Genomic DNA, 18,837 nt, shown 5'->3' with positions numbered 1-18,837 from the left:
CAAAATGGATATTCGTTTAATTTGGGAAAGGTTGTATTGGGCGTTAGTAAAGCGTTTTTTGAAAAAAAAGCAGAAAACGTATGGAGACTGGAAAGCGAAAGGATACATTAATGATCCTACAGTGAGTTTTATCATACAATCTCATAATAAAAGTGTACAGGTAAAACATGTTGTTAATAAATTGAGAAATTACCCGAGAGCCGAGATTGTTGTAATAGATGATGGTTCGGATTACAATCACCATATCTCCTTGATGCGTTTTTTAAATAGGGGTAATGAGTTTCTACTAAGAGCAAATGATTTGTATGAGAATGTGATGTATGACAAAACAATTCGCATGGTAAATGGGCGGTTTGTGGCGTTATTACAGGATGATGATGATTTTAAGGATTTGTCGTGGGTAGATGACGCAGTCTTTTATTTTGAGAAATATCCTGAGTTGGCCATTTTGGGAGGACGAGATTGCCTTGATTTTGCTATAGATAAACAAAAAGGCAGATTTGATATATTGGATTATGATCTTCCTACGAAGGATATTGATTTTTGCTTTGTCCCTCATGTTAATAGAGCTCCGATGTGGCTTAATCGTTCTCTTTTCTTAGAGAAATTAAAACATATTGATTTTGATTTTGCTCCATTCCAATTCGATGATGTAGAGCTGTGTTTACGTACATGGTTGAATGGTTGCCAAGTGGGTTGGTATAAGACGGGGTTTTCTTCTTTGAGTGCGGGGGGGATGCGTATTTGGAATAACGCTTTTACGCAAGAGCAATGTGAAAAGAATATATGTAAGCTGTATGACCTCTATTCTGATAAAGACGTAGAGCTTCATCGGATAATCAATACTTCTAATAATAACTTAGGATGTCATGGATAAATTATATAATAATCGGCCTAACCTGAACAATTCCTTTTATCAGTGCTTGGTTTTGAGCGGATAAATGAATTGTCGGATATGGAACGGGAGGTATATCAGATCTTGCGAGAGGAGCCTACTATCCGTCAAATAGATTTAGCAAATCGTTTGGATTTGACAGAGCAGTATATCCGGAAGCTTATAAAAAAATTGAAAGAGCATGGTTGGATTGAACGCATTGGAGCTAAGAAAAATGGTTATTGGAAAATAATAGAGAAGCCATGAATATATTGATATTAAATACTTCTGAATTAACCGGTGGAGCGGCAGTCGCTGCGAACCGACTAGCGAAAGCATTGGGTAAATCTGGTGTAGAGGTTTCTATGTTAGTACGTGATCGGAAAACAGACCATGTAAAAGTTTTCTCTGTAAATAATTCATGGATTTCACATAGGCTTAATTCTTTTCGCTTCATTTGGGAACGACTGATAATCTTTATCTGTAACTTCTTTAGCAAGAAGAACCTTTTTCAAGTTTCCATAGCCAATACAGGCACGGATTTATCGAAGCACCCATTAGTGCAACAGGCGGATGTGATTCATCTGCATTGGGTGAATCAAGGATTTTTGTGTCTTTCTGATATTAAGAAATTAGTAAATACCGGAAAACCTATTGTGTGGACTATGCATGATTTGTGGCCAGCTACGGCTATTTGTCATTATCCGGGAGGATGTGAGAAGTATATATCGAATTGTTATCAGTGCCCGATGCTGAAACGAAATCCGTTTTTTGATTTAGCGGCTTCTGTTTTTAAGGAGAAAGGGAAAATTGGGTTATCTAAGATTACGTTTGTCGGTTGCAGCCGATGGATAATGGAAGAGGCCCAAAAAGGCAATTGGTTGAGAACAGCCTGTTTTACCTCGATTCCTAACCCGATTGACGTGACAGCCTTTAAGCGTATGGAAAAGCAGGTGGCCCGTAAACGATTCGGCCTGCCGGAAGATAAGTTCCTTCTTCTTTTTGCCGCCGCTAAGCTTTCAGATACTCGGAAAGGAGCGATTTTTTTGATCGAGGCTTGCGAAAAACTAAAAGAGAAATACCAAGATCGCATAGAAATCGTGTTGATGGGAAATAGCTCGGAAGAATTGATTAGCCAGTTTCCTTTTAAGGTGAATACGCTGGGATATATATCGGATCAAGACTCTATGATTTCCGTTTATGCCTGTGCCGATATGTTCGTTATTCCTTCGTTGGAGGATAACTTACCCAATACGATTATGGAGTCGATGGCATGCGGTACGCCTTGTGTGGGATTTGAGACAGGAGGGATTCCGGAGATGATAGATCATTTGAAGAATGGGTATGTAGCTAAATATAAGGATACTGAAGATCTAGCGGAGGGAATTAAGTGGATAATAGATAGTCGGGAATCTTTACAATTAAGTGAGGCTTGCATTCGAAAGGTCCATGATTGTTATCAAGAATCGGTTGTAGCGGGGAGGTATATTGATTTGTATCGGAGTTTAACTTCGCCTTAGAATGAATTCTTTGGATATTTCATCTATATCAAGAATATAGTTACTTTTGTGAAAAATGGAAGTTACTATATAGTATAGGAAGGAATGCTATGAGATGAAAGAGTATTTATCAAATGTTTTAGAGATATTGGAAGAAAAAGGCGTTTTGAACGAATCGTATGATCTGGAGTTCAAAAGTGCGAAGGGGGGGCTTCCTCGGTCTCTTTGGGAGTCTTATTCTGCGTTTGCTAATTCCGAGGGAGGTACAATTATTCTTGGCGTTTCCGAAAAAGATAATTATTGTTATTTGGATGGTTTAGAAGAGGATGTTGTGCGTAAGTGGCTTGATGATTTTTGGAATCAGATAAACAATAAAGAAAAAGTGAGCATTAACCTTTTGACGGCTAAGGATGTTCGTATAGAAAAGGTGAAAGATGATATTAATGTATTAATCATAAGGGTGCCTCCCGCAAGTTTTCGTTATCGTCCGGTTTATATAGGAACGGATATGTTAAAAGGAACTTATAGGCGAGATCATACTGGAGACTATAGGTGCATGCCAGAGGAAGTAAAGCGAATGTTGGCAGATTCCTTGCCTGATAAACCCGATTCTCTTGTGTTGGAACATTCGACGATAGAGGACTTGGATTTGCCAACATTAGATCAATATCGAAATATTCTTCGAAGTGTTAAACCCATGCATCCCTTTTTGACACTTGATAATCTTCCTTTTTTGCAGAGGTTGGGAGCTTGGAAAGTAAATCGAGCGACAGGAACTTATGGTTTAACTGCCGCAGGATTATTGATGTTCGGAAAAACACAATCAATACAAGAATTTTTCCCGGACTATCATGTCGATTACCAAGAGATATCCAATCAAGGGAGTCGCTGGATAGACCGTATATATCCAGATGGTACATGGGAGGCTAATCTTTTTCAATTTTTTCATAGGGTATGGCCTAAATTAAGTTTTTCTTTGCCCAAACCATTTTTATTGGAGAATGGGAGGAGACGTGATGAAGGTGCTATCCATGAAGCTTTGCGTGAGGCTTTTGCAAACAGTATTATTCATGCGGATTATAGGGGGCAGGGAGGAATTGTTATAAAGAAATATCCGGATCGATTCCTGTTCGTGAATCCGGGTTATATGTTAGTTCCTTTGGAACAGTATTATAAAGGAGGATGTAGTGTCCCGAGGAATACTACGATACAAACCATGTTCTCTTTATTAGGTTATGGTGAAAAAGCAGGGTCGGGTAGTCTTCGGATAATGTCGGCTTGGGCTAGTGCGCATTGGAGAAAACCGTTTATATCTATGACCAATAGACCGGATCGTGTTTGTCTAGATTTAAAAATGGAAGTATTGTTGCCTAAGGATAGTTTGGAGCACTTAGAATATATATTTGGGAAGGATGTTCGTAATATGTATGGGGATGCTTTGGTTATATTGTCTACCGCTGAGATAGAAGGGGTTGTCTCAAATCTTCGATTACAGGGTTTACTTAATAAACATTCCTCGGAGATATCTATTATGTTAAAAGATTTATGTTCGCAAGGATATTTAAATCCAGAGAATAAGGGACGTTGGACTTCTTATCATTTGAATAAGGGAATAGGACTTAAACAAGGAAGTTTATTTGAGAACTTGGATGGACACCTTAATGAAAAGATGGACACCTCGGACAAGAAAGATGGACACCTTAATGAAAAGATGGACACCTCGGACAAGAAAGATGGACACCTTGGCAGAAATATGCAAGAAATTAAAAGCTCAGAATTAAAGTCTTATATTGTAGAAATTTGCTCAAGTAGGTATTTAACAATCGAGGAGATCGCGGTAAAAACCCGACGTACTTCAAAATATCTGAAGAATAAGATAGTATCTCAATTATTGAAAGATGGGCTTTTAGAACGTTTATATCCTACTACTCCAAATCATCCTAATCAAGCATATAAAAAGAAACAACAATGAATCAGCAACCTACATTTTCGATCATAACGATCACCTATAATGCGGAGCGATGGTTGGAACGTACGATATTGAGCGTACTTAGCCAGTCGTATCCGAATATCGAGTATATATTGATTGACGGAGCGTCGAAGGATAAGACCGTAGAGATCATCAAGCAATATGAGTCCGGTATCGCTTCTTGGATAAGCGAGCCTGATAAAGGCTTGTATGATGCTATGAATAAGGGATTGAAGCTGGCTACGGGGGACTATGTGTGGTTCTTGAATGCGGGTGATACACTTTATACCGCAGATACCGTGCAAAGAATTGTGGCGTCTTTGAAAAAGAAAGTATCTTTGCCAGACGTGATTTACGGAGAAACCCGGATCGTTGACGCGGAGGGTAGATCATTAGGGATGCGCAGATTGAAAGCACCGGAGAAACTGACTTGGAAAAGTTTCCGGATGGGAATGTTGGTTTGTCACCAGTCGTTTATATCAAAACGGGAGATCGCTCCGTTATATAATACGGAATACCGTTTGACGGCGGATTATGATTGGTGTATCCAATGTCTGAGACGATCGAAAAGAATACATAATACACGTTTGATCCTGTCTAATTTTTTGGAGGAAGGGTTAAGTAGTGTGAACCGGAAAGCTTCCTTAAAGGAGCGATATGAGGTCATGTGTAAGTATTATGGCAAGGTGTCGACGATTCTGTTGCATGGTTGGTTCGCCGTGAGATTCTATTTTGCCAAATGGTTTAAAGGTAGAGTATAAACAATAAATTATAGATAAGTTTTATGCGGAGTATAATGAGTAAATGGGGAAAACATATCGCAGCGATAGCCGTATTCTTGGTATTGACAGTGATTTATTTTTCTCCGGCCGTATTTGAGGGTAAGGTAGTCCGGCAAGGGGATACGGAAAAGGCTATCGGTATGGGGAATAGCCAGATGGATGAATATGAGAAGACGGCCCAACCGGGAGAATTCAGCGCATGGTCCGATGCCATGTTTGGCGGAATGCCTTATGTGTCGGGATATGGAAATCCGGCTCCACGATTTCCCGGATATCTTTTAGTGGAGAAGCCTTTAAAAGCGCTGGGGTATATGGATGCGGGGATGGTGTTTACCGGATTCGTTTGTTTCTATATCTTGATGTGTGTCATGGGCGTAAATTGGTGGTTGGCGATCGCTGGTGCTATCGCTTTCGCTTTAGCGTCTTATAATCTGATCATTATAGAGGCCGGCCATGTCACGAAAGCGTATGTAATCGCTTATATGCCATTAACGTTGGCGGGTATGGCCCTGTTGTTCAAGCGTAAGTATTTATGGGGGGCGGTCGTGTTCTTGTTGGGTGTCGCTTTCTCTATCGCGAATACGCACCTGCAAATCACTTATTATTTATTATTACTTTGCTTCTTCGTTTATTTGGGATATTTGTTCAATAAACTGAAGGAAAAAGCTTATAAAGAACTGGGTACGGTAACCGCTATTATGGCTGGATGCGTGATATTGGCGGTGTTGCCGAATGCCCAGAATATGTATGCTCAATGGGATTTGGGACAGAACTCTATCCGTGGGGCTACGGAATTAACGACAACGACCCCTTCGGGCGAGAAGATCTCTTCCGGCTTGGACAAGGATTATGCGTTCGCTTGGAGCTATGGAAAAGGGGAGTTGTTGACCTTGTTGGTTCCGAATGCCTATGGTGGAAGTTCGGGTGGAATGCTAGGCCCGGATTCTGAGTTATATAAGGAATTAAGGGCGAAAGGCGCTCAAGTCGGAAAAGAGGTACAGGCTCCTACCTATTGGGGAGAGAAGACATTTACTTCCGGGCCGGTTTATTTCGGGGCATTGGTCTGCTTCTTGTTTGTTCTGGGAATGTTCGTGATCCGGAATCCGATGAAATGGTGGTTATTCGGAGGTTCTGTCTTTTTGATATTGCTGGCATTGGGACGTAATTTTGATAGCTTCAATGACTTTATGTTCCATTACTTGCCGATGTATAATAAGTTCCGTACCGTAGAGATGGCATTGGTTATTCCGGGTATGGTATTTCCTATTATCGCTATATGGGGATTGAAAGAGGTGCTATCGGAGACCGTGAGCGATGCCTTGTTGAAGAGAGGATTGATCGTTGCTTTGGCTATCACGGGGGGGCTTTCTTTAATCCTTTGGTTGATGCCGAGTATGCTGTTGGATTTCCGTTCTTCTTTCGACGCTCAATATCAGTTGCCGGATTGGTATTACAACGCCTTGTTAATGGATCGTGCTTCCTTGGCTTCGGCGGATGCGTTGCGCTCTTTGGTCTTTATCTTATTAGGGGCGGCTTTGTTGTTCTGGTTCTATACTTCGAAAGATCGGAAAAAGGTGGCGACATTCGTAGGGATCGGTGTTGCGGTCTTGATGTTGGTTGACTTATGGACGGTGGATAAACGGTATTTGAACGATAGTAACTTTATCCGTCAGAAACCTACAGAGGTATATAAAGAGACGGTAGCCGATCAAGAAATCATGAAGGATAAGGACCTTTCTTATCGTGTCTTGAATTTGAATAATCCTTTCTTGGAGACAACGACCTCGTACTATCACCATTCCGTCGGTGGTTATTACGCTGCGAAGCTGAGACGGTACCAAGAATTGATCGACCACCGTCTGCAAGGAGAGCTTAACTCGGTTATCGGGGCTTTCCAGAAAGCGCAGACCGCAGAGGATTTGATGGGGGCGTTCGCTGCTTGCCCGTCCTTGAATATGCTCAATACACGTTATATTATCTATAATCCGGAGCAACCGCCTTTGAGGAATCCGTTTGCTTTCGGCAACGCTTGGTTTGTGGATAAAGTGGAGGTCGTGGAGAATGCGGATGCGGAAATAGCGGCGTTGAATACGATTAATCCGTTAACGACGGCGGTTGTCGATAAACGTTTCGCCAATGAGGTGAAAGGTTTCACGCCTCAATTGGACTCTACCGCTACGATAACATTGGATAGTTATCGCCCTAATAAGTTAGTTTATACGACGAAGACGAATTCTGAGCAATTAGCGGTATTCTCTGAGATCTATTATCAACCGGGATGGGAGGCAACTATTGATGGTAAGCCCGCTTCGCATTTCCGGGCGGATTGGATATTAAGGGCTATGTTAGTTCCTGCGGGCGAGCATCAGATCGTATTTGAGTTTAGACCGCAAGGTTATATTACGGCGGCTTATATTACCTCTTTCAGTTCGTTGATTATCTTGTTGTTATTGATTGGTGCGGTAGGATATTCGGTTTGGAAAGCTAGAAAGCAAAAAGAGATATAAATTCCGGTTGGTTGTAGAGACGGGGCACGCCCCGTCTCTACAACTAGATGAAACCGCTATTGATAAAATCGAGCAGTTTTCTCGTTAGGGTTTCCCACGAGAGGGCTGCTTTTTCTTTGGATATGTTCGCGGGGATGGTGGCTTGCTGTGAGGGGGTGAAAAGTTCCTCGATACCTTGGGCGAGGGCCGTTGCGGATATCTCAGGCACTACGATGCCTGTACCCGGCTTTTCGATGCTGTTCTTGAAATCGCCTACGGGAGTACTTAACATAGGTAAATCGTAATTGTAGGCTACGGATACGACACCGCTTTGAGTGGCGGAGCGATAGGGGAGTACCAAGGCATCCGCCGCTGAGAAATAAATGGGGATTTCCTCGTCGCTGATATATTCACAGTGGACGAATATACGTTTTTTTGCCGGAGATGCATCGATCAAGGTCTGATACTTCTCAAAACTTCCGTAACATTCACCGGCTATAATGAGATGGTAATCCTCGTTAAGCTGTCCCATCGCTTCTATCAGCAGGTCTAATCCTTTATAATCCCGTATCAGTCCAAAGAATAGAAGATTCTTTTTGGACGGATGGATTCCTAATTTCCGGCACGCCTCGTTCTTGTTGATCTTACTCCCGAAATGATTGTAAAGCGGGTGTGGGTTCTGGATATATTTAGCGCCCGGGTAAAGTTTCCGCAAATCATACCGCACGTTATCGCTCATCACGATAAAGCCATGGCATTGCTTGAAAAGTAACGAAGCTAAAGGCTTGTCGAAGAAACGCGGCTCATGGGGAATTGCGTTGTGGATAAGGGTGATTACCTTGCAATGCTTCTTCATCCGGTTCGCTACGTGGGCGTATCCGGGAACGAAAAAGGACATCCAGTAAGAGATAATCAGTACGTCCGGCGCATAGGAACGAATGGCGTTTACGGTACTGAAATAACTAACCGGGTTGACGCTATCTAATACTCGCACGCTCTCGATTTCGATCGCACGGTCTCCCGCTTCTACGTATTGAGTCTTGCCGGGAAATAAGATATCCGGATAAAGGCGTTTGAAGTTGAAAGCCTTTACTTCATGACCTTCTTTTACTAATTCCGTATAGAGCATCCCGCTGAATTGGGCGATACCGCCACGATAGGGATAAATGGGGGAGAGAATAGCGAAACGCATGGTAATTGAAAATTAAGAATTGAAAATTGAAAATTAAGAATCGAGAACTACAGGAGCTGTCCTCCCTTCATTTTCAATTCTCAACTTTCAATTTTCAATTAATTAGTATCTGTAATGATCAGCCTTGTACGGTCCTTCTACCGGTACGCCGATATAATCAGCTTGCTTTTGTGATAATGTAGATAATTTCACGCCGATACGTTCCAAGTGTAGGCGGGCAACTTCCTCATCCAAACGTTTCGGCAAACGATATACGCCTACCTCATAGGCCATTTGCCATAAATCCATCTGGGCAAGAACTTGGTTCGTAAATGAGTTGCTCATTACGAATGATGGGTGTCCCGTAGCGCAACCTAAGTTTACCAAGCGTCCCTCTGCCAATAAGAAGATGGAATTTCCGTTCGGGAACGTATATTTGTCCACTTGAGGTTTGATATTCGTGTGCTTGATATTCGGATAGTTGACAAGCTTGTCCACTTGGATCTCGTTGTCGAAGTGACCGATATTACATACGATCGATTGATCTTTCATCTGTGTCATATGCTCGATCGTGATGATATCGCAGTTTCCGGTGGTTGTAACGAAGATGTTACCCTCTTTCACGGCCTCTTCCATGGTCGTAACCTCGAAACCTTCCATAGCGGCTTGCAGGGCGCAGATCGGATCGATCTCGGTCACGAGTACACGGGCCCCGTAAGAGCGCATGGAGTGAGAGCAGCCTTTACCTACGTCACCATATCCGGCAACGACTACCACCTTGCCGGCGATCATTACGTCCGTAGCCCGCTTGATGCCGTCCGCCAAAGACTCACGGCAACCGTATAGGTTATCGAACTTGGATTTCGTCACGGAGTCATTAACATTGATAGCCGGAACCAGCAACTCACCTTTCTCCATCATCTGATACAGACGGTGAACGCCGGTGGTCGTCTCTTCCGATACCCCTTTCATCTCGGCTACCGTACGGTGCCAACGGCTGTTATCTTCTTGAAGGATACGATTTAATGTATCCAGGATTACCTGTTTCTCATGATTTCCGCCTTTGCGGTTGATAGTCTCCGCATCGTTCTCCGCACGATAGCCCATGTGAATCAGCAAGGAAGCGTCGCCGCCATCGTCAACAATCATGTGAGGGCCTTTACCTTCCGGGAAACGAAGCGCCATGTCCGTACACCACCAATACTCCTCCAGCGTCTCGCCTTTCCAAGCGAATACCGGTACGCCGTCCGCTGCGATAGCGGCAGCGGCATGATCTTGTGTGGAGAAGATGTTACAGCTAGCCCAGCGAACGTCCGCTCCCAACGCAACTAATGTTTCGATTAACACCGCCGTCTGAATAGTCATATGCAGTGAGCCGGTGATACGTGCGCCTTTCAAGGGTTTCTGATCGGCGTATTTCTGGCGTAGCGCCATTAATCCCGGCATTTCGTGTTCGGCGATCTCGATCTCTTTGCGACCGAATTCAGCCAAACTCATATCTGCCACTTTATAAGGCAGATTAGTTGGAAATAATTGTGACATAAATTAATACTATAAATGGTTGAGACGCAAAGGTACGAAAAAGCGTTGATAGTAGGTGTTCTTTATCTATGAATTTCCATCTAGGGCAGAGGCTTGCCGAGGGGTAGGTGGGTTTGTTACTGCAACCTGCCTTGCAGTAGTTCTGCAACAGCCATGCAGCATTACTGCAACCTGCATTGCAGTAACACTGCAATGCCGTTGCAGTATTGGACTCTCTGTAGTTTTGCGATTTAATGAATACTGAAGGCTCCATCTACCAATAGCGCGTGGCCATCTACGAAGCTCGCTTGCGGGCTGCATAGCCAAAGTACGGCGTTGGCGATCTCTTCCGGTTTGCCGAGCCGCCCTGCGGGAATGTCGCGCACCAGCTCCTTCTCCAAGGAAGGGTCACGCCGCATTAAGTCTTCCGCCATCGGCGTACGGATAACGCCCGGACATACGGCATTGATGCGGATATTCTTTGCCGCATAGTCGATAGCGGCGGTACGTGTCAGTCCGATAACGGCATGCTTACAGGCTATGTAGGCCGCTTGCCCCGGAAATCCCGTGACTCCACCTTGCGATGAGGTGTTGACGATGGCGCCGCCGCCTTGTTTCAGCATTTGCAGGATCTCATAACGCATGCAGTTCCAGACACCTTTCAAATCCACAGCCACGGTACGGTCGAATTCATCGTCGGTGATTTCCGCCATTGGGCGTTGCGGTGTTTGTATGCCTGCGTTGTTAAGAGCCGCATCCAGTCTTCCGTAGGTAGCTACGGTCCAGTCGATCATCTCTTTTACGGCTTGCGTGTTTGATACGTCGCACCGATATGCTACGGCCTTCTGTCCCTCGGCTACTAATTTCTCTACTTGTTCTCCCGGCTCACGGATGTCTGCCAATACGGTTATGTATCCAGCCTTGGCGAAGGCTTCAGCGCAAGCGAGTCCGATACCCATCGCTGAACCGGTTACTAAAGCTACTTTCTCTTCCATTGTCTTTGTCATGATCATTTGATTTACATTTTGTTATTATTTATGTCGCGAAGATAAGGAGGGAGTGGTATAGAGGCTTTGTTATGTGGTTCAAATAGCTTTGTTGTGTGGGCCATTATAAATATTATATATCCTCGGTTGGCGGTACGCCATACGCTATCTTATAGATTTTCGAGAAATGGGAAAGGTTCTTGAAGCCTACCTCGAAACAAATCTCCGAGACCTTACGCCCCCCCTTACGTATCAGCCCATGTGCGGCTTCAAGGCGGCGTCGGATGAGCCATTCCCGGGGCGAGAGAGCGCTACATTTCTTGAAATCACGTTTAAATGTGGAGAGACTGCGTCCCGTATAGTTGGCGATTTCTTCCATGGAAATATCGTTCATATAATTCCGCTCCATAAATTCCAGTATGTCTATCTTCCATGGATCGGTAAAATCGAAGATAGAGGCATATAGATTCTTGTCGGTATTGAGCAACACATAGACGCCCTCGACCATTTTTAGTTGAAGCAATTCGTCTGTCGGTTGGATCTTGGAATTGAAATAAGGGGTCATCGACTCAAACAAGCTTACGATATCGGGACGGTTGGACGGTAGCTTGTAAAGGCTTACCTGATCTCGCTTGGCGTCTTTAGGGAGAGTATTTCGATCTAATTTGCTGTAAAAGTCGCGTAGGAACTTCATGGTGAACATCAAGAAGATCGCCTTGAACTGCTCGCCATTCCATGCTTGTTTCGTCATCTGTACGCTGAAGTCCTTGCGGATGAAAGCGCATTCTCCTTTATGTAACCGGGTGATTTGGCCTTTCTCGTCGATTACCATCTCTCCGGAGTATACATACACCAACACATGCGAATGATTCCGGTGCAGGCAGCTCTTTCCGCCATCGAAATACATCGCTAAAAATAAATCCGAGTAACGCAGTGTGTTGATCCCGTCCATCGTTCTTTAGGAAAATGGGCGACACGGGAAGATCGTGCCGCCCATTATGAGGATTTTAAAGTAACTGTTAACTGTCCACTAAATCGTTAGGCCGGCGTGATACCTTGCTCTTGCAATAGTTTCAGCCCGAGGTCTTTCAACTTGAACTTCTGTATCTTTCCGCTTCCGGTCATCGGGAAGGTATCGACGAAGAAGATGTATTTCGGGATCTTATGCCGGGCGATCTTTCCGCGGCAGAAGTCTTTCACCTCTTCCTCCGTAGCCGTCACACCATCGTGAAGGATGATAAAGGCACCCACTTCCTCTCCATATTTCTTGGAAGGAACAGCAGCTACTTGCACGTCTTTCACGCCGGGGAAATGATAGAGGAACTCCTCCAGCTCACGGGGATAGATATTCTCGCCCCCGCGGATAATCATGTCCTTGATACGGCCGGTGATCCGATAGTTGCCGTTCTCGTCTTTCACGCCTAAGTCGCCGGAATGCAGGAAGCCATCCTTGTCGATCGCCTCATTGGTGGCGGCTTCGTTTTTATAGTAACCTTTCATGTTATTATAACCGCGGTTACACATCTCGCCCTGTACACCGACGGGGCATTCCTCGCCAGTCTCCGGATCGATAACCCGTACCTCGGTAAATTCGAACTCATGGCCTACGGTATTATAACGCACCTCGGCCGGATCTTCGATACGGGAGTGGGTCATACCCGGTGAGGTCTCTGTCAATCCATACACGCTGGTTACACGCATATGCATCTTCTCGTCCACGGTTTTCATGAGTTCAACCGGGCAAAGAGAACCTGCCATAATACCGGTACGTAACGACGTGAGGTCGAACATCTCGAACATCGGGTGGTTCAGCTCGGCAATGAACATGGTAGGCACGCCGTACACGGCCGTGCAACGCTCTTTATGTATAGAAGCTAATACCAATAGCGGATCGAATTTCTCGACCATCACTTGCGTACATCCATGCGTCAATACGTTCATGGAAGCTAATACCACACCAAAGCAATGAAAGAGAGGTACGCAGCAACAAAGCTTATCGTCGGCGGTGAATTTCATATGCTCACCCGTCAAGAAACCGTTGTTGGCGATGTTGTAGTGAGTCAACATGACCCCTTTCGGGAAGCCGGTCGTACCGGAAGTATATTGCATATTGACAACGTCGTGGCAATTTACTCTCGCTTTGGCAGCCTCTAACGTCTCATCCTTGATATTTTGTCCGAGGAGCAACATCTCGGGCGTATTGTACATACCCCTGTATTTCTCCTGTCCGATATATACTACATTTCTCAAGCGTGGGAAACGCTTGCTTTTCAAATACCCCCGTTGAGAGGTCTTCAATTCCGGCAACATGGTATAGACCATGTCCACGTAACTTCCATCAAACACGCCGTCTGTGATACACATCGTATGGATATCGGCGTTCTCAACCAGATATTCCAGTTCGCTTTGTTTATAGTTGGTGTTGATCGTGACCAGTACGGCACCGATCTTGGCTCCGGCATATAAGAAAGTCAGCCAATCCGGTACGTTTGTCGCCCATACGCCGACATGTGTGCCATGAGTGATACCGATCGCCAGCATGCCTTTCGCCATGTCGTCCACACGCTTGTTGAATTCGCTCCAAGTGAAACGTAAGTCACGGTCCGAATAAACGATATATTCCTTGTCCGGTGTAGTCTCGGCCCAATGTTCCAGCCATTGGCCAAGGGTTCTGTTATGTAATTCCATAAAACGCTGGATTTAATAAGGTGTATAGACAACTCCTAGGATTCGGGCCTTGTTGTCGGCTGCCGCATGTACATGATGCGCCACGATGGAATCATAATAGATGCTATCGCCTTCCTCTAGGATATAGGTGTTCTTTCCGTAATTGATCTCTACGACGCCATTCAATACGTAGATAAACTCCTCTCCCTCATGCGTGGACAGGATGAAATCCTCGCCTTCCTCGGAGGGAGCGATCTCGATCAAGAAGGGTTCCATATGGCGGCCGGACTTATCTTGCGAGAGCGAGTGGTAATCCATATGCTTGTGCCCTTGTGTCGCGTTGTTCGTGAACCCGATACCATCGGCCTCGCTGTCCTTTTTGCGGCATACGACCGGGCCTAGCTCCGCTTGGTCATCCAAGAATGTACCCAAACGTACCCCTAATACCCGTGCTATTTTGATAAGAGGGGCCAAAGATGGAAAATCCAAGTTACCCTCGATACGTTCGATCTGTTCGATACCTAACCCGGAGCGTTCGGCTACCTCCTCGATAGAGAGTTGTTTCGATTCCCGGATATTTTTAATTTTCGCGCCTATAATTTTGTTGTTTCCCATGTGTATGATTTGTTATTTATAGTCCTGTAATGTTTGATAATTTGATACTAAACGGCGCAAATTTACATTAATATTTTATTATATCTAGGATTAAGACAAATAAAAAGGGCAATACCCATTTGGGATTGCCCTTTTTAATATTTTCGAGTAAGCTTTTTCTTACTTTCTGATACCAAGTTCTTTGATGATAGCGCGGTATCTCTCGATGTCAGTCTTGATCAGATAGTCCAATAAACGACGACGTTTACCTACCAACATCTTCAATGATCTTTCCGTAGCGTAATCTTTGTGATTCACTTTCAAGTGCTCTGTCAAGTGAGAGATACGGAATGTGAACAATGCGATTTGGCTCTCAGCAGAACCTGTGTTAGTAGCTGATTTGCCATACTTTTCAAATAATTCTTGTTTCTTTGCTGAATCTAAATACATGATTCTTTTTACTTTAATAAATTAATACTATGTTATCTAAGCGGTCGCAAAGGTAGGCATTCCTTTTTGATTTGCAATAGATTCTGCTATCTTTTTTGTGTTTTGAAGCATGAATGTCATATATATATCGTAAAAATATCGTATTTTTGCAGCCAATAAATTAGTCTTCAATGCAAAAGATCAGAAACATTGCGATTATCGCGCACGTAGACCACGGCAAAACGACGCTCGTGGATAAGATGTTATTAGCCGGTAAGCTTTTCCGTGAAGGACAGGCAGAACCGGATCAGTTCATGGATAACAATGATCTGGAACGGGAACGAGGTATCACGATTCTTGCCAAGAACGTGTCTATCAATTATAAGGGATATAAGATCAATATTATTGACACTCCGGGCCACGCCGACTTTGGTGGCGAGGTGGAGCGTGTCTTGAATATGGCGGATGGTTGTTTGCTATTGGTAGACGCCTTTGAGGGGCCTATGCCGCAGACTCGTTTTGTTTTGCAAAAAGCGATTCAACTGGGTTTGAAGCCGATCGTGGTAATTAATAAGGTGGATAAGCCGAATTGCCGCCCGTCGGAAGTGCAGGAAATGGTATTCGACTTGATGTTTAGTCTGGATGCTACCGAGGAGCAGCTTGACTTCCCTACTATTTATGGTTCCGCCAAGCAGGGCTGGATGTCCGAGGATTGGAAGGAGCCGAAAGAGGATATCGCGGCTGTGCTTGATGCGATCATCAAGTATATCCCCGAACCAAAGATGTTGGAGGGTACTCCGCAGATGTTGATTACTTCTTTGGATTATTCTAAGTATGTAGGTCGTATCGCCGTAGGACGTGTACACCGTGGCGAGTTGAAAGAGGGCCAAGATGTCATGCTTTGTAAGCGTGATGGTAGTATGGTGAAATCGAGGATCAAGGAAGTGGATGTATTCGAGGGCTTGGGACGTACGAAAGTTGATTCCGTGCAGTCCGGGGATATTTGCGCTATTATCGGTATCGATGGTTTCGAGATCGGTGAGACTATCGCCGACGTGAACGAGCCGGAGCCATTGCCAACGATCGCTATCGACGAGCCTACGATGTCTATGCTTTTCACGATCAACAATTCTCCGTTCTTTGGTAAGGATGGTAAGTTTGTTACTTCCCGTCATATTTTTGACCGTTTGCAGAAAGAATTGGATAAGAACTTGGCTTTACGCGTAGTTCCTACTGATTCCGCTGATTCTTGGTTGGTATATGGCCGTGGCGTGCTTCACTTGTCTGTATTGATCGAGACGATGCGTCGTGAGGGATACGAGTTGCAGGTAGGTCAGCCTCAGGTTATCATCAAGGAGATCGATGGTGAGAAATGTGAGCCGGTAGAGCAATTGACGGTGAATCTTCCGGAGGAATGCTCTAGCCGTATTATCGATATGGTAACGAAGCGTAAGGGCGAGATGACCATGATGGAAAGCAAGAATGGTCGTATGCACTTAGAATTCACGATTCCTTCCCGTGGTATTATCGGTTTGAACAACGCCGTATTGACCGCCTCTGCCGGTGAGGCTATCATGGCACACCGTTTCTTGGAATATCAACCGTGGAAGGGTGATATCGAACGACGTATGAATGGTTCGATTATCGCTATGGAGACAGGTCAGGCTTTCGCTTATGCCCTGAATAACTTGCAATCCCGCGGACGTTTCTTCATCGCCCCGGGCGAGGAGGTTTACGCTGGACAGGTGGTTGGTGAGCATACCAAGGACAATGACTTGGTGGTAAATGTTACCAAATCCAAGAAGTTGACGAATATGCGTGCCTCTGGTTCGGACGACAAAGTTTCCTTGGCTCCTCCTATCGTATTCAGCCTAGAGGATGCGCTTGAGTACATCAAGGGCGATGAGTACGTAGAGATCACCCCGAATAATATGCGTATGCGTAAGATCATCTTGGATGAGACAGAGCGTAAGCGCCAAGGTAGATAATATATTCTTCTATTAATAGATACAAAAAACGGCGGGCCTTTAAAAAGCCCGCCGTTTTTTATATGATGTTAGGATTTTAGAGATCCTTCAATGAGTGTGTATCCTTCATTCTTTATTTTCCGGATCTTTCTTCTCTTCATCCGGAGTGGTAAATTGTATCACTAACGATTCATCTTTAGGAGTCTCATACCAATCTCCATGTGCCTTTCGGTAATCTTGGTCAAAATTATAAGCTTCGTCGATGCTTTTATTCTCTATACACCAACGGAAAGGTTGATTTTCCGAATAAGGAATATCCAATACATATGGGTATAGATCCGTATTCTTGACGTTTTTACTTACCGGTCCCTTCCCGTTATCAATGTAAGGCATGATCAGCTGAGTCGCACTATATGTTAATGTCTTTGTAATCCCACTTTCCGGTTCCTTGTCGAATTTTCTCACATTGACATATCCATTGACATCGGAGAAAAAGGGAGTTAGTCCATTGGCGTCCTTAAATCCAAATTGGTTGTGGAATGTACAGCCTTTAGCCAGTAACTGGGCATAAACATCTGCGGTACTCTTATCGGTATATGCTGTGATGCTATAATATATGACAGCGTCATTGAAATCGAAATCGCCTTGGTTTGGATAATTATCTTCGAACAAGAGGAATCCTTTCTTGTTCGTTTGCGATTCTATGACGGGAGGGGTTACCGGCTCTGCCGGCTCGATGGCAACGGGATTACTTTCGATTAGACAAAGCATATCGTTGTAGTCTCCATCATAGGCCCTATAGTTTGGGCAGCGATTTTCCATTCCCAGTACATTTCCTTCAAAATCACCTTCTTGAATGTGGTGAATGAAGCCGTTTGCTACGTTTTTCTCTATTTTGAAAGAGGAATTACCATATTTTAAGGTATGGCCTACGTAATTATGGGAGAATGTCCCATTATCTGGTACTTTATTGTTATCCGGCCCATTTAATGCCGGAGTGGAGAACTGTGGACGGTCTGTGCCTCGATATACGAAGCCGACGTTGAGCCCCTTGTCGAATCTTCCCAAGGGTATTCGGGTATATTCTCCTGCTTGGGCCTTTGGCTGTTCTTCTTTGGAGTAGAATATATAATTATCGCCTTGGTTGATCGTATTGAAGTCAGTGACTTGGATAGCACCATTAGTTTTTCCATAGAAGGTGCAGTCATCTAAAGTAAGGTTCTCCATCTTCTCGGAGGGATATGTATAGAACCAAATTTTACCATGCATATTACTGTTGCCTTTGGACATTCCTCCGTCGCTTATATAGGTTAGCCAAATATCCGCTTTCTCAAAGCTACTGGTAAAAACGGTTTCCGTGATTTTTAGATCAGAACATCTATATAAATCTTCGCTTTTCACATTGTATGACTTTTCCGGGAAGTATTTGTTATTGATCAGATGAAGGACTTCATCACTGATCGCATTTGTAGCCCGTAAACTGCTTTTGGTTCCGCTACCGATCGTGATATCCTTTACATCGCTCTCAATAAGTTCCCCATCCCCTCTTAGGATATAGAGTTTCTTTACGTGTGTAGGTACTTCCAGAGCCATATGGATCGGAGTTTTACCAATTAAATAAGGATCTTTGACTAAAGAGCCTTCCTCATAAGGATATTCATAATAAATAGAATATAGGGTCCCTTCATGCTGAGAAGATATGTTAACCTGTATGTTCTCGAAATTCTCGAACTGGGCTATGTAATCTTCTTCTTCTTTGGTAGGTTCTTGAGGATATACCGAGGGGTCTTCTCCTTGATAAATGTCATGCTTAACGCATGATTCCATAAGGAAGAGCAGACAAAATACCCACACCATTTGTTTCCAGATTTGTGATCTCATAATTTCTTTAC

The 18,837-nt window shown here is 44.2% G+C and carries 15 protein-coding genes; 7 read left to right on the top strand and 8 right to left on the bottom strand.

Annotated elements, in window-relative coordinates; translation table 11 throughout:
* Nucleotides 1-4: 4 nt before the first annotated feature.
* From CI960_RS20150 to CI960_RS20125, 6 genes are all read left to right on the top strand, one after another.
* Nucleotides 5-877 carry a glycosyltransferase gene (locus tag CI960_RS20150; protein ID WP_005860776.1) on the top strand — a complete coding sequence of 291 codons (873 nt, stop codon included), beginning with the start codon at nt 5-7 and terminating at the stop codon, nt 875-877.
* A 78-nt stretch (nt 878-955) separates the two neighbouring features.
* Nucleotides 956-1,141 (top strand): winged helix-turn-helix transcriptional regulator, encoded by a 186-nt coding sequence (locus tag CI960_RS20145; RefSeq protein ID WP_005860778.1) that lies wholly within the window; start codon nt 956-958, stop codon nt 1,139-1,141.
* A complete protein-coding gene (locus CI960_RS20140; RefSeq protein WP_005860780.1) occupies nt 1,138-2,394 on the top strand; it encodes a glycosyltransferase family 4 protein in 1,257 nt (418 codons plus the stop codon). Before CI960_RS20145 ends, CI960_RS20140 begins: the two co-directional genes overlap by 4 nt.
* Before the next feature lie 94 nt (nt 2,395-2,488).
* Nucleotides 2,489-4,345, top strand: coding sequence for an RNA-binding domain-containing protein (locus CI960_RS20135; RefSeq protein ID WP_022192286.1), 1,857 nt, complete (start codon nt 2,489-2,491; stop codon nt 4,343-4,345).
* On the top strand, nt 4,342-5,103 hold the full coding sequence (locus tag CI960_RS20130) for a glycosyltransferase family 2 protein (RefSeq protein WP_005860784.1): 762 nt from the start codon (nt 4,342-4,344) through the stop codon (nt 5,101-5,103). The genes CI960_RS20135 and CI960_RS20130 overlap by 4 nt, the downstream gene beginning before the upstream one ends.
* 23 nt (nt 5,104-5,126) lie before the next feature.
* Nucleotides 5,127-7,631, top strand: coding sequence for a YfhO family protein (locus CI960_RS20125; protein ID WP_005860786.1), 2,505 nt, complete (start codon nt 5,127-5,129; stop codon nt 7,629-7,631).
* A 43-nt stretch (nt 7,632-7,674) separates the two neighbouring features.
* Here the strand turns inward: CI960_RS20125 and CI960_RS20120 are convergent, their stop codons facing one another.
* From CI960_RS20120 to rpsO, 7 genes are all read right to left on the bottom strand, one after another.
* Nucleotides 7,675-8,802: a glycosyltransferase gene (locus tag CI960_RS20120; protein WP_005860788.1), complete on the bottom strand. Its 1,128-nt coding sequence runs from the start codon at nt 8,800-8,802 to the stop codon at nt 7,675-7,677.
* 102 nt (nt 8,803-8,904) lie between these two features.
* Nucleotides 8,905-10,323 (bottom strand): adenosylhomocysteinase, encoded by a 1,419-nt coding sequence (ahcY, locus tag CI960_RS20115; RefSeq protein ID WP_005860790.1) that lies wholly within the window; start codon nt 10,321-10,323, stop codon nt 8,905-8,907.
* A 230-nt stretch (nt 10,324-10,553) separates the two neighbouring features.
* The gene (locus tag CI960_RS20110) at nt 10,554-11,309 is read right to left on the bottom strand and encodes a glucose 1-dehydrogenase (protein WP_005860792.1); all 756 of its coding nucleotides are present in this window, start codon (nt 11,307-11,309) and stop codon (nt 10,554-10,556) included.
* A gap of 112 nt (nt 11,310-11,421) precedes the next feature.
* A complete protein-coding gene (locus CI960_RS20105; RefSeq protein WP_005860794.1) occupies nt 11,422-12,240 on the bottom strand; it encodes an AraC family transcriptional regulator in 819 nt (272 codons plus the stop codon).
* A gap of 86 nt (nt 12,241-12,326) precedes the next feature.
* On the bottom strand, nt 12,327-13,976 hold the full coding sequence (locus CI960_RS20100) for an AMP-binding protein (RefSeq protein ID WP_005860796.1): 1,650 nt from the start codon (nt 13,974-13,976) through the stop codon (nt 12,327-12,329).
* Nucleotides 13,977-13,988: 12 nt separating this feature from the next.
* Nucleotides 13,989-14,570 carry a helix-turn-helix domain-containing protein gene (locus CI960_RS20095; RefSeq protein WP_005860798.1) on the bottom strand — a complete coding sequence of 194 codons (582 nt, stop codon included), beginning with the start codon at nt 14,568-14,570 and terminating at the stop codon, nt 13,989-13,991.
* A gap of 159 nt (nt 14,571-14,729) precedes the next feature.
* Entirely contained in the window at nt 14,730-14,999 is a 270-nt protein-coding gene (gene rpsO / locus CI960_RS20090) for a 30S ribosomal protein S15 (RefSeq protein ID WP_005860800.1), read from the bottom strand.
* A gap of 170 nt (nt 15,000-15,169) precedes the next feature.
* Here rpsO and typA point away from each other — a divergent pair, with 170 nt between their 5' ends.
* Complete coding sequence (typA, locus tag CI960_RS20085; protein WP_005860802.1) at nt 15,170-16,966, top strand: translational GTPase TypA; 1,797 nt, start codon at nt 15,170-15,172, stop codon at nt 16,964-16,966.
* Nucleotides 16,967-17,071: 105 nt separating this feature from the next.
* Here typA and CI960_RS20080 read toward each other — a convergent pair whose 3' ends face one another.
* The gene (locus CI960_RS20080; protein WP_005860804.1) at nt 17,072-18,826 is read right to left on the bottom strand and encodes an LruC domain-containing protein; all 1,755 of its coding nucleotides are present in this window, start codon (nt 18,824-18,826) and stop codon (nt 17,072-17,074) included.
* Between the last annotated feature and the right edge of the window lie 11 nt (nt 18,827-18,837).

Origin of the sequence: Parabacteroides sp. CT06 (assembly GCF_002257605.1) — a bacterium.
Classification (GTDB): domain Bacteria; phylum Bacteroidota; class Bacteroidia; order Bacteroidales; family Tannerellaceae; genus Parabacteroides; species Parabacteroides distasonis.
The sequence above is the reverse complement of the archived record's forward strand: the minus strand, read 5'-3'. Positions and strand labels throughout refer to the sequence as shown.

Excerpts from the sequence above, each read along its gene's own strand:
- CI960_RS20095 (WP_005860798.1), bottom strand. The coding sequence starts at position 14,570 with ATGGGAAACAACAAAATTATAGGCGCGAAAATTAAAAATATCCGGGAA.
- CI960_RS20140 (WP_005860780.1), top strand. The coding sequence starts at position 1,138 with ATGAATATATTGATATTAAATACTTCTGAATTAACCGGTGGAGCGGCA.
- ahcY (WP_005860790.1), bottom strand. The coding sequence starts at position 10,323 with ATGTCACAATTATTTCCAACTAATCTGCCTTATAAAGTGGCAGATATG.
- CI960_RS20080 (WP_005860804.1), bottom strand. The coding sequence starts at position 18,826 with ATGAGATCACAAATCTGGAAACAAATGGTGTGGGTATTTTGTCTGCTC.
- CI960_RS20120 (WP_005860788.1), bottom strand. The coding sequence starts at position 8,802 with ATGCGTTTCGCTATTCTCTCCCCCATTTATCCCTATCGTGGCGGTATC.
- CI960_RS20135 (WP_022192286.1), top strand. The coding sequence starts at position 2,489 with ATGAAAGAGTATTTATCAAATGTTTTAGAGATATTGGAAGAAAAAGGC.
- CI960_RS20145 (WP_005860778.1), top strand. The coding sequence starts at position 956 with ATGGAACGGGAGGTATATCAGATCTTGCGAGAGGAGCCTACTATCCGT.
- typA (WP_005860802.1), top strand. The coding sequence starts at position 15,170 with ATGCAAAAGATCAGAAACATTGCGATTATCGCGCACGTAGACCACGGC.
- rpsO (WP_005860800.1), bottom strand. The coding sequence starts at position 14,999 with ATGTATTTAGATTCAGCAAAGAAACAAGAATTATTTGAAAAGTATGGC.
- CI960_RS20130 (WP_005860784.1), top strand. The coding sequence starts at position 4,342 with ATGAATCAGCAACCTACATTTTCGATCATAACGATCACCTATAATGCG.
- CI960_RS20110 (WP_005860792.1), bottom strand. The coding sequence starts at position 11,309 with ATGACAAAGACAATGGAAGAGAAAGTAGCTTTAGTAACCGGTTCAGCG.
- CI960_RS20100 (WP_005860796.1), bottom strand. The coding sequence starts at position 13,976 with ATGGAATTACATAACAGAACCCTTGGCCAATGGCTGGAACATTGGGCC.
- CI960_RS20125 (WP_005860786.1), top strand. The coding sequence starts at position 5,127 with ATGCGGAGTATAATGAGTAAATGGGGAAAACATATCGCAGCGATAGCC.
- CI960_RS20105 (WP_005860794.1), bottom strand. The coding sequence starts at position 12,240 with ATGGACGGGATCAACACACTGCGTTACTCGGATTTATTTTTAGCGATG.
- CI960_RS20150 (WP_005860776.1), top strand. The coding sequence starts at position 5 with ATGGATATTCGTTTAATTTGGGAAAGGTTGTATTGGGCGTTAGTAAAG.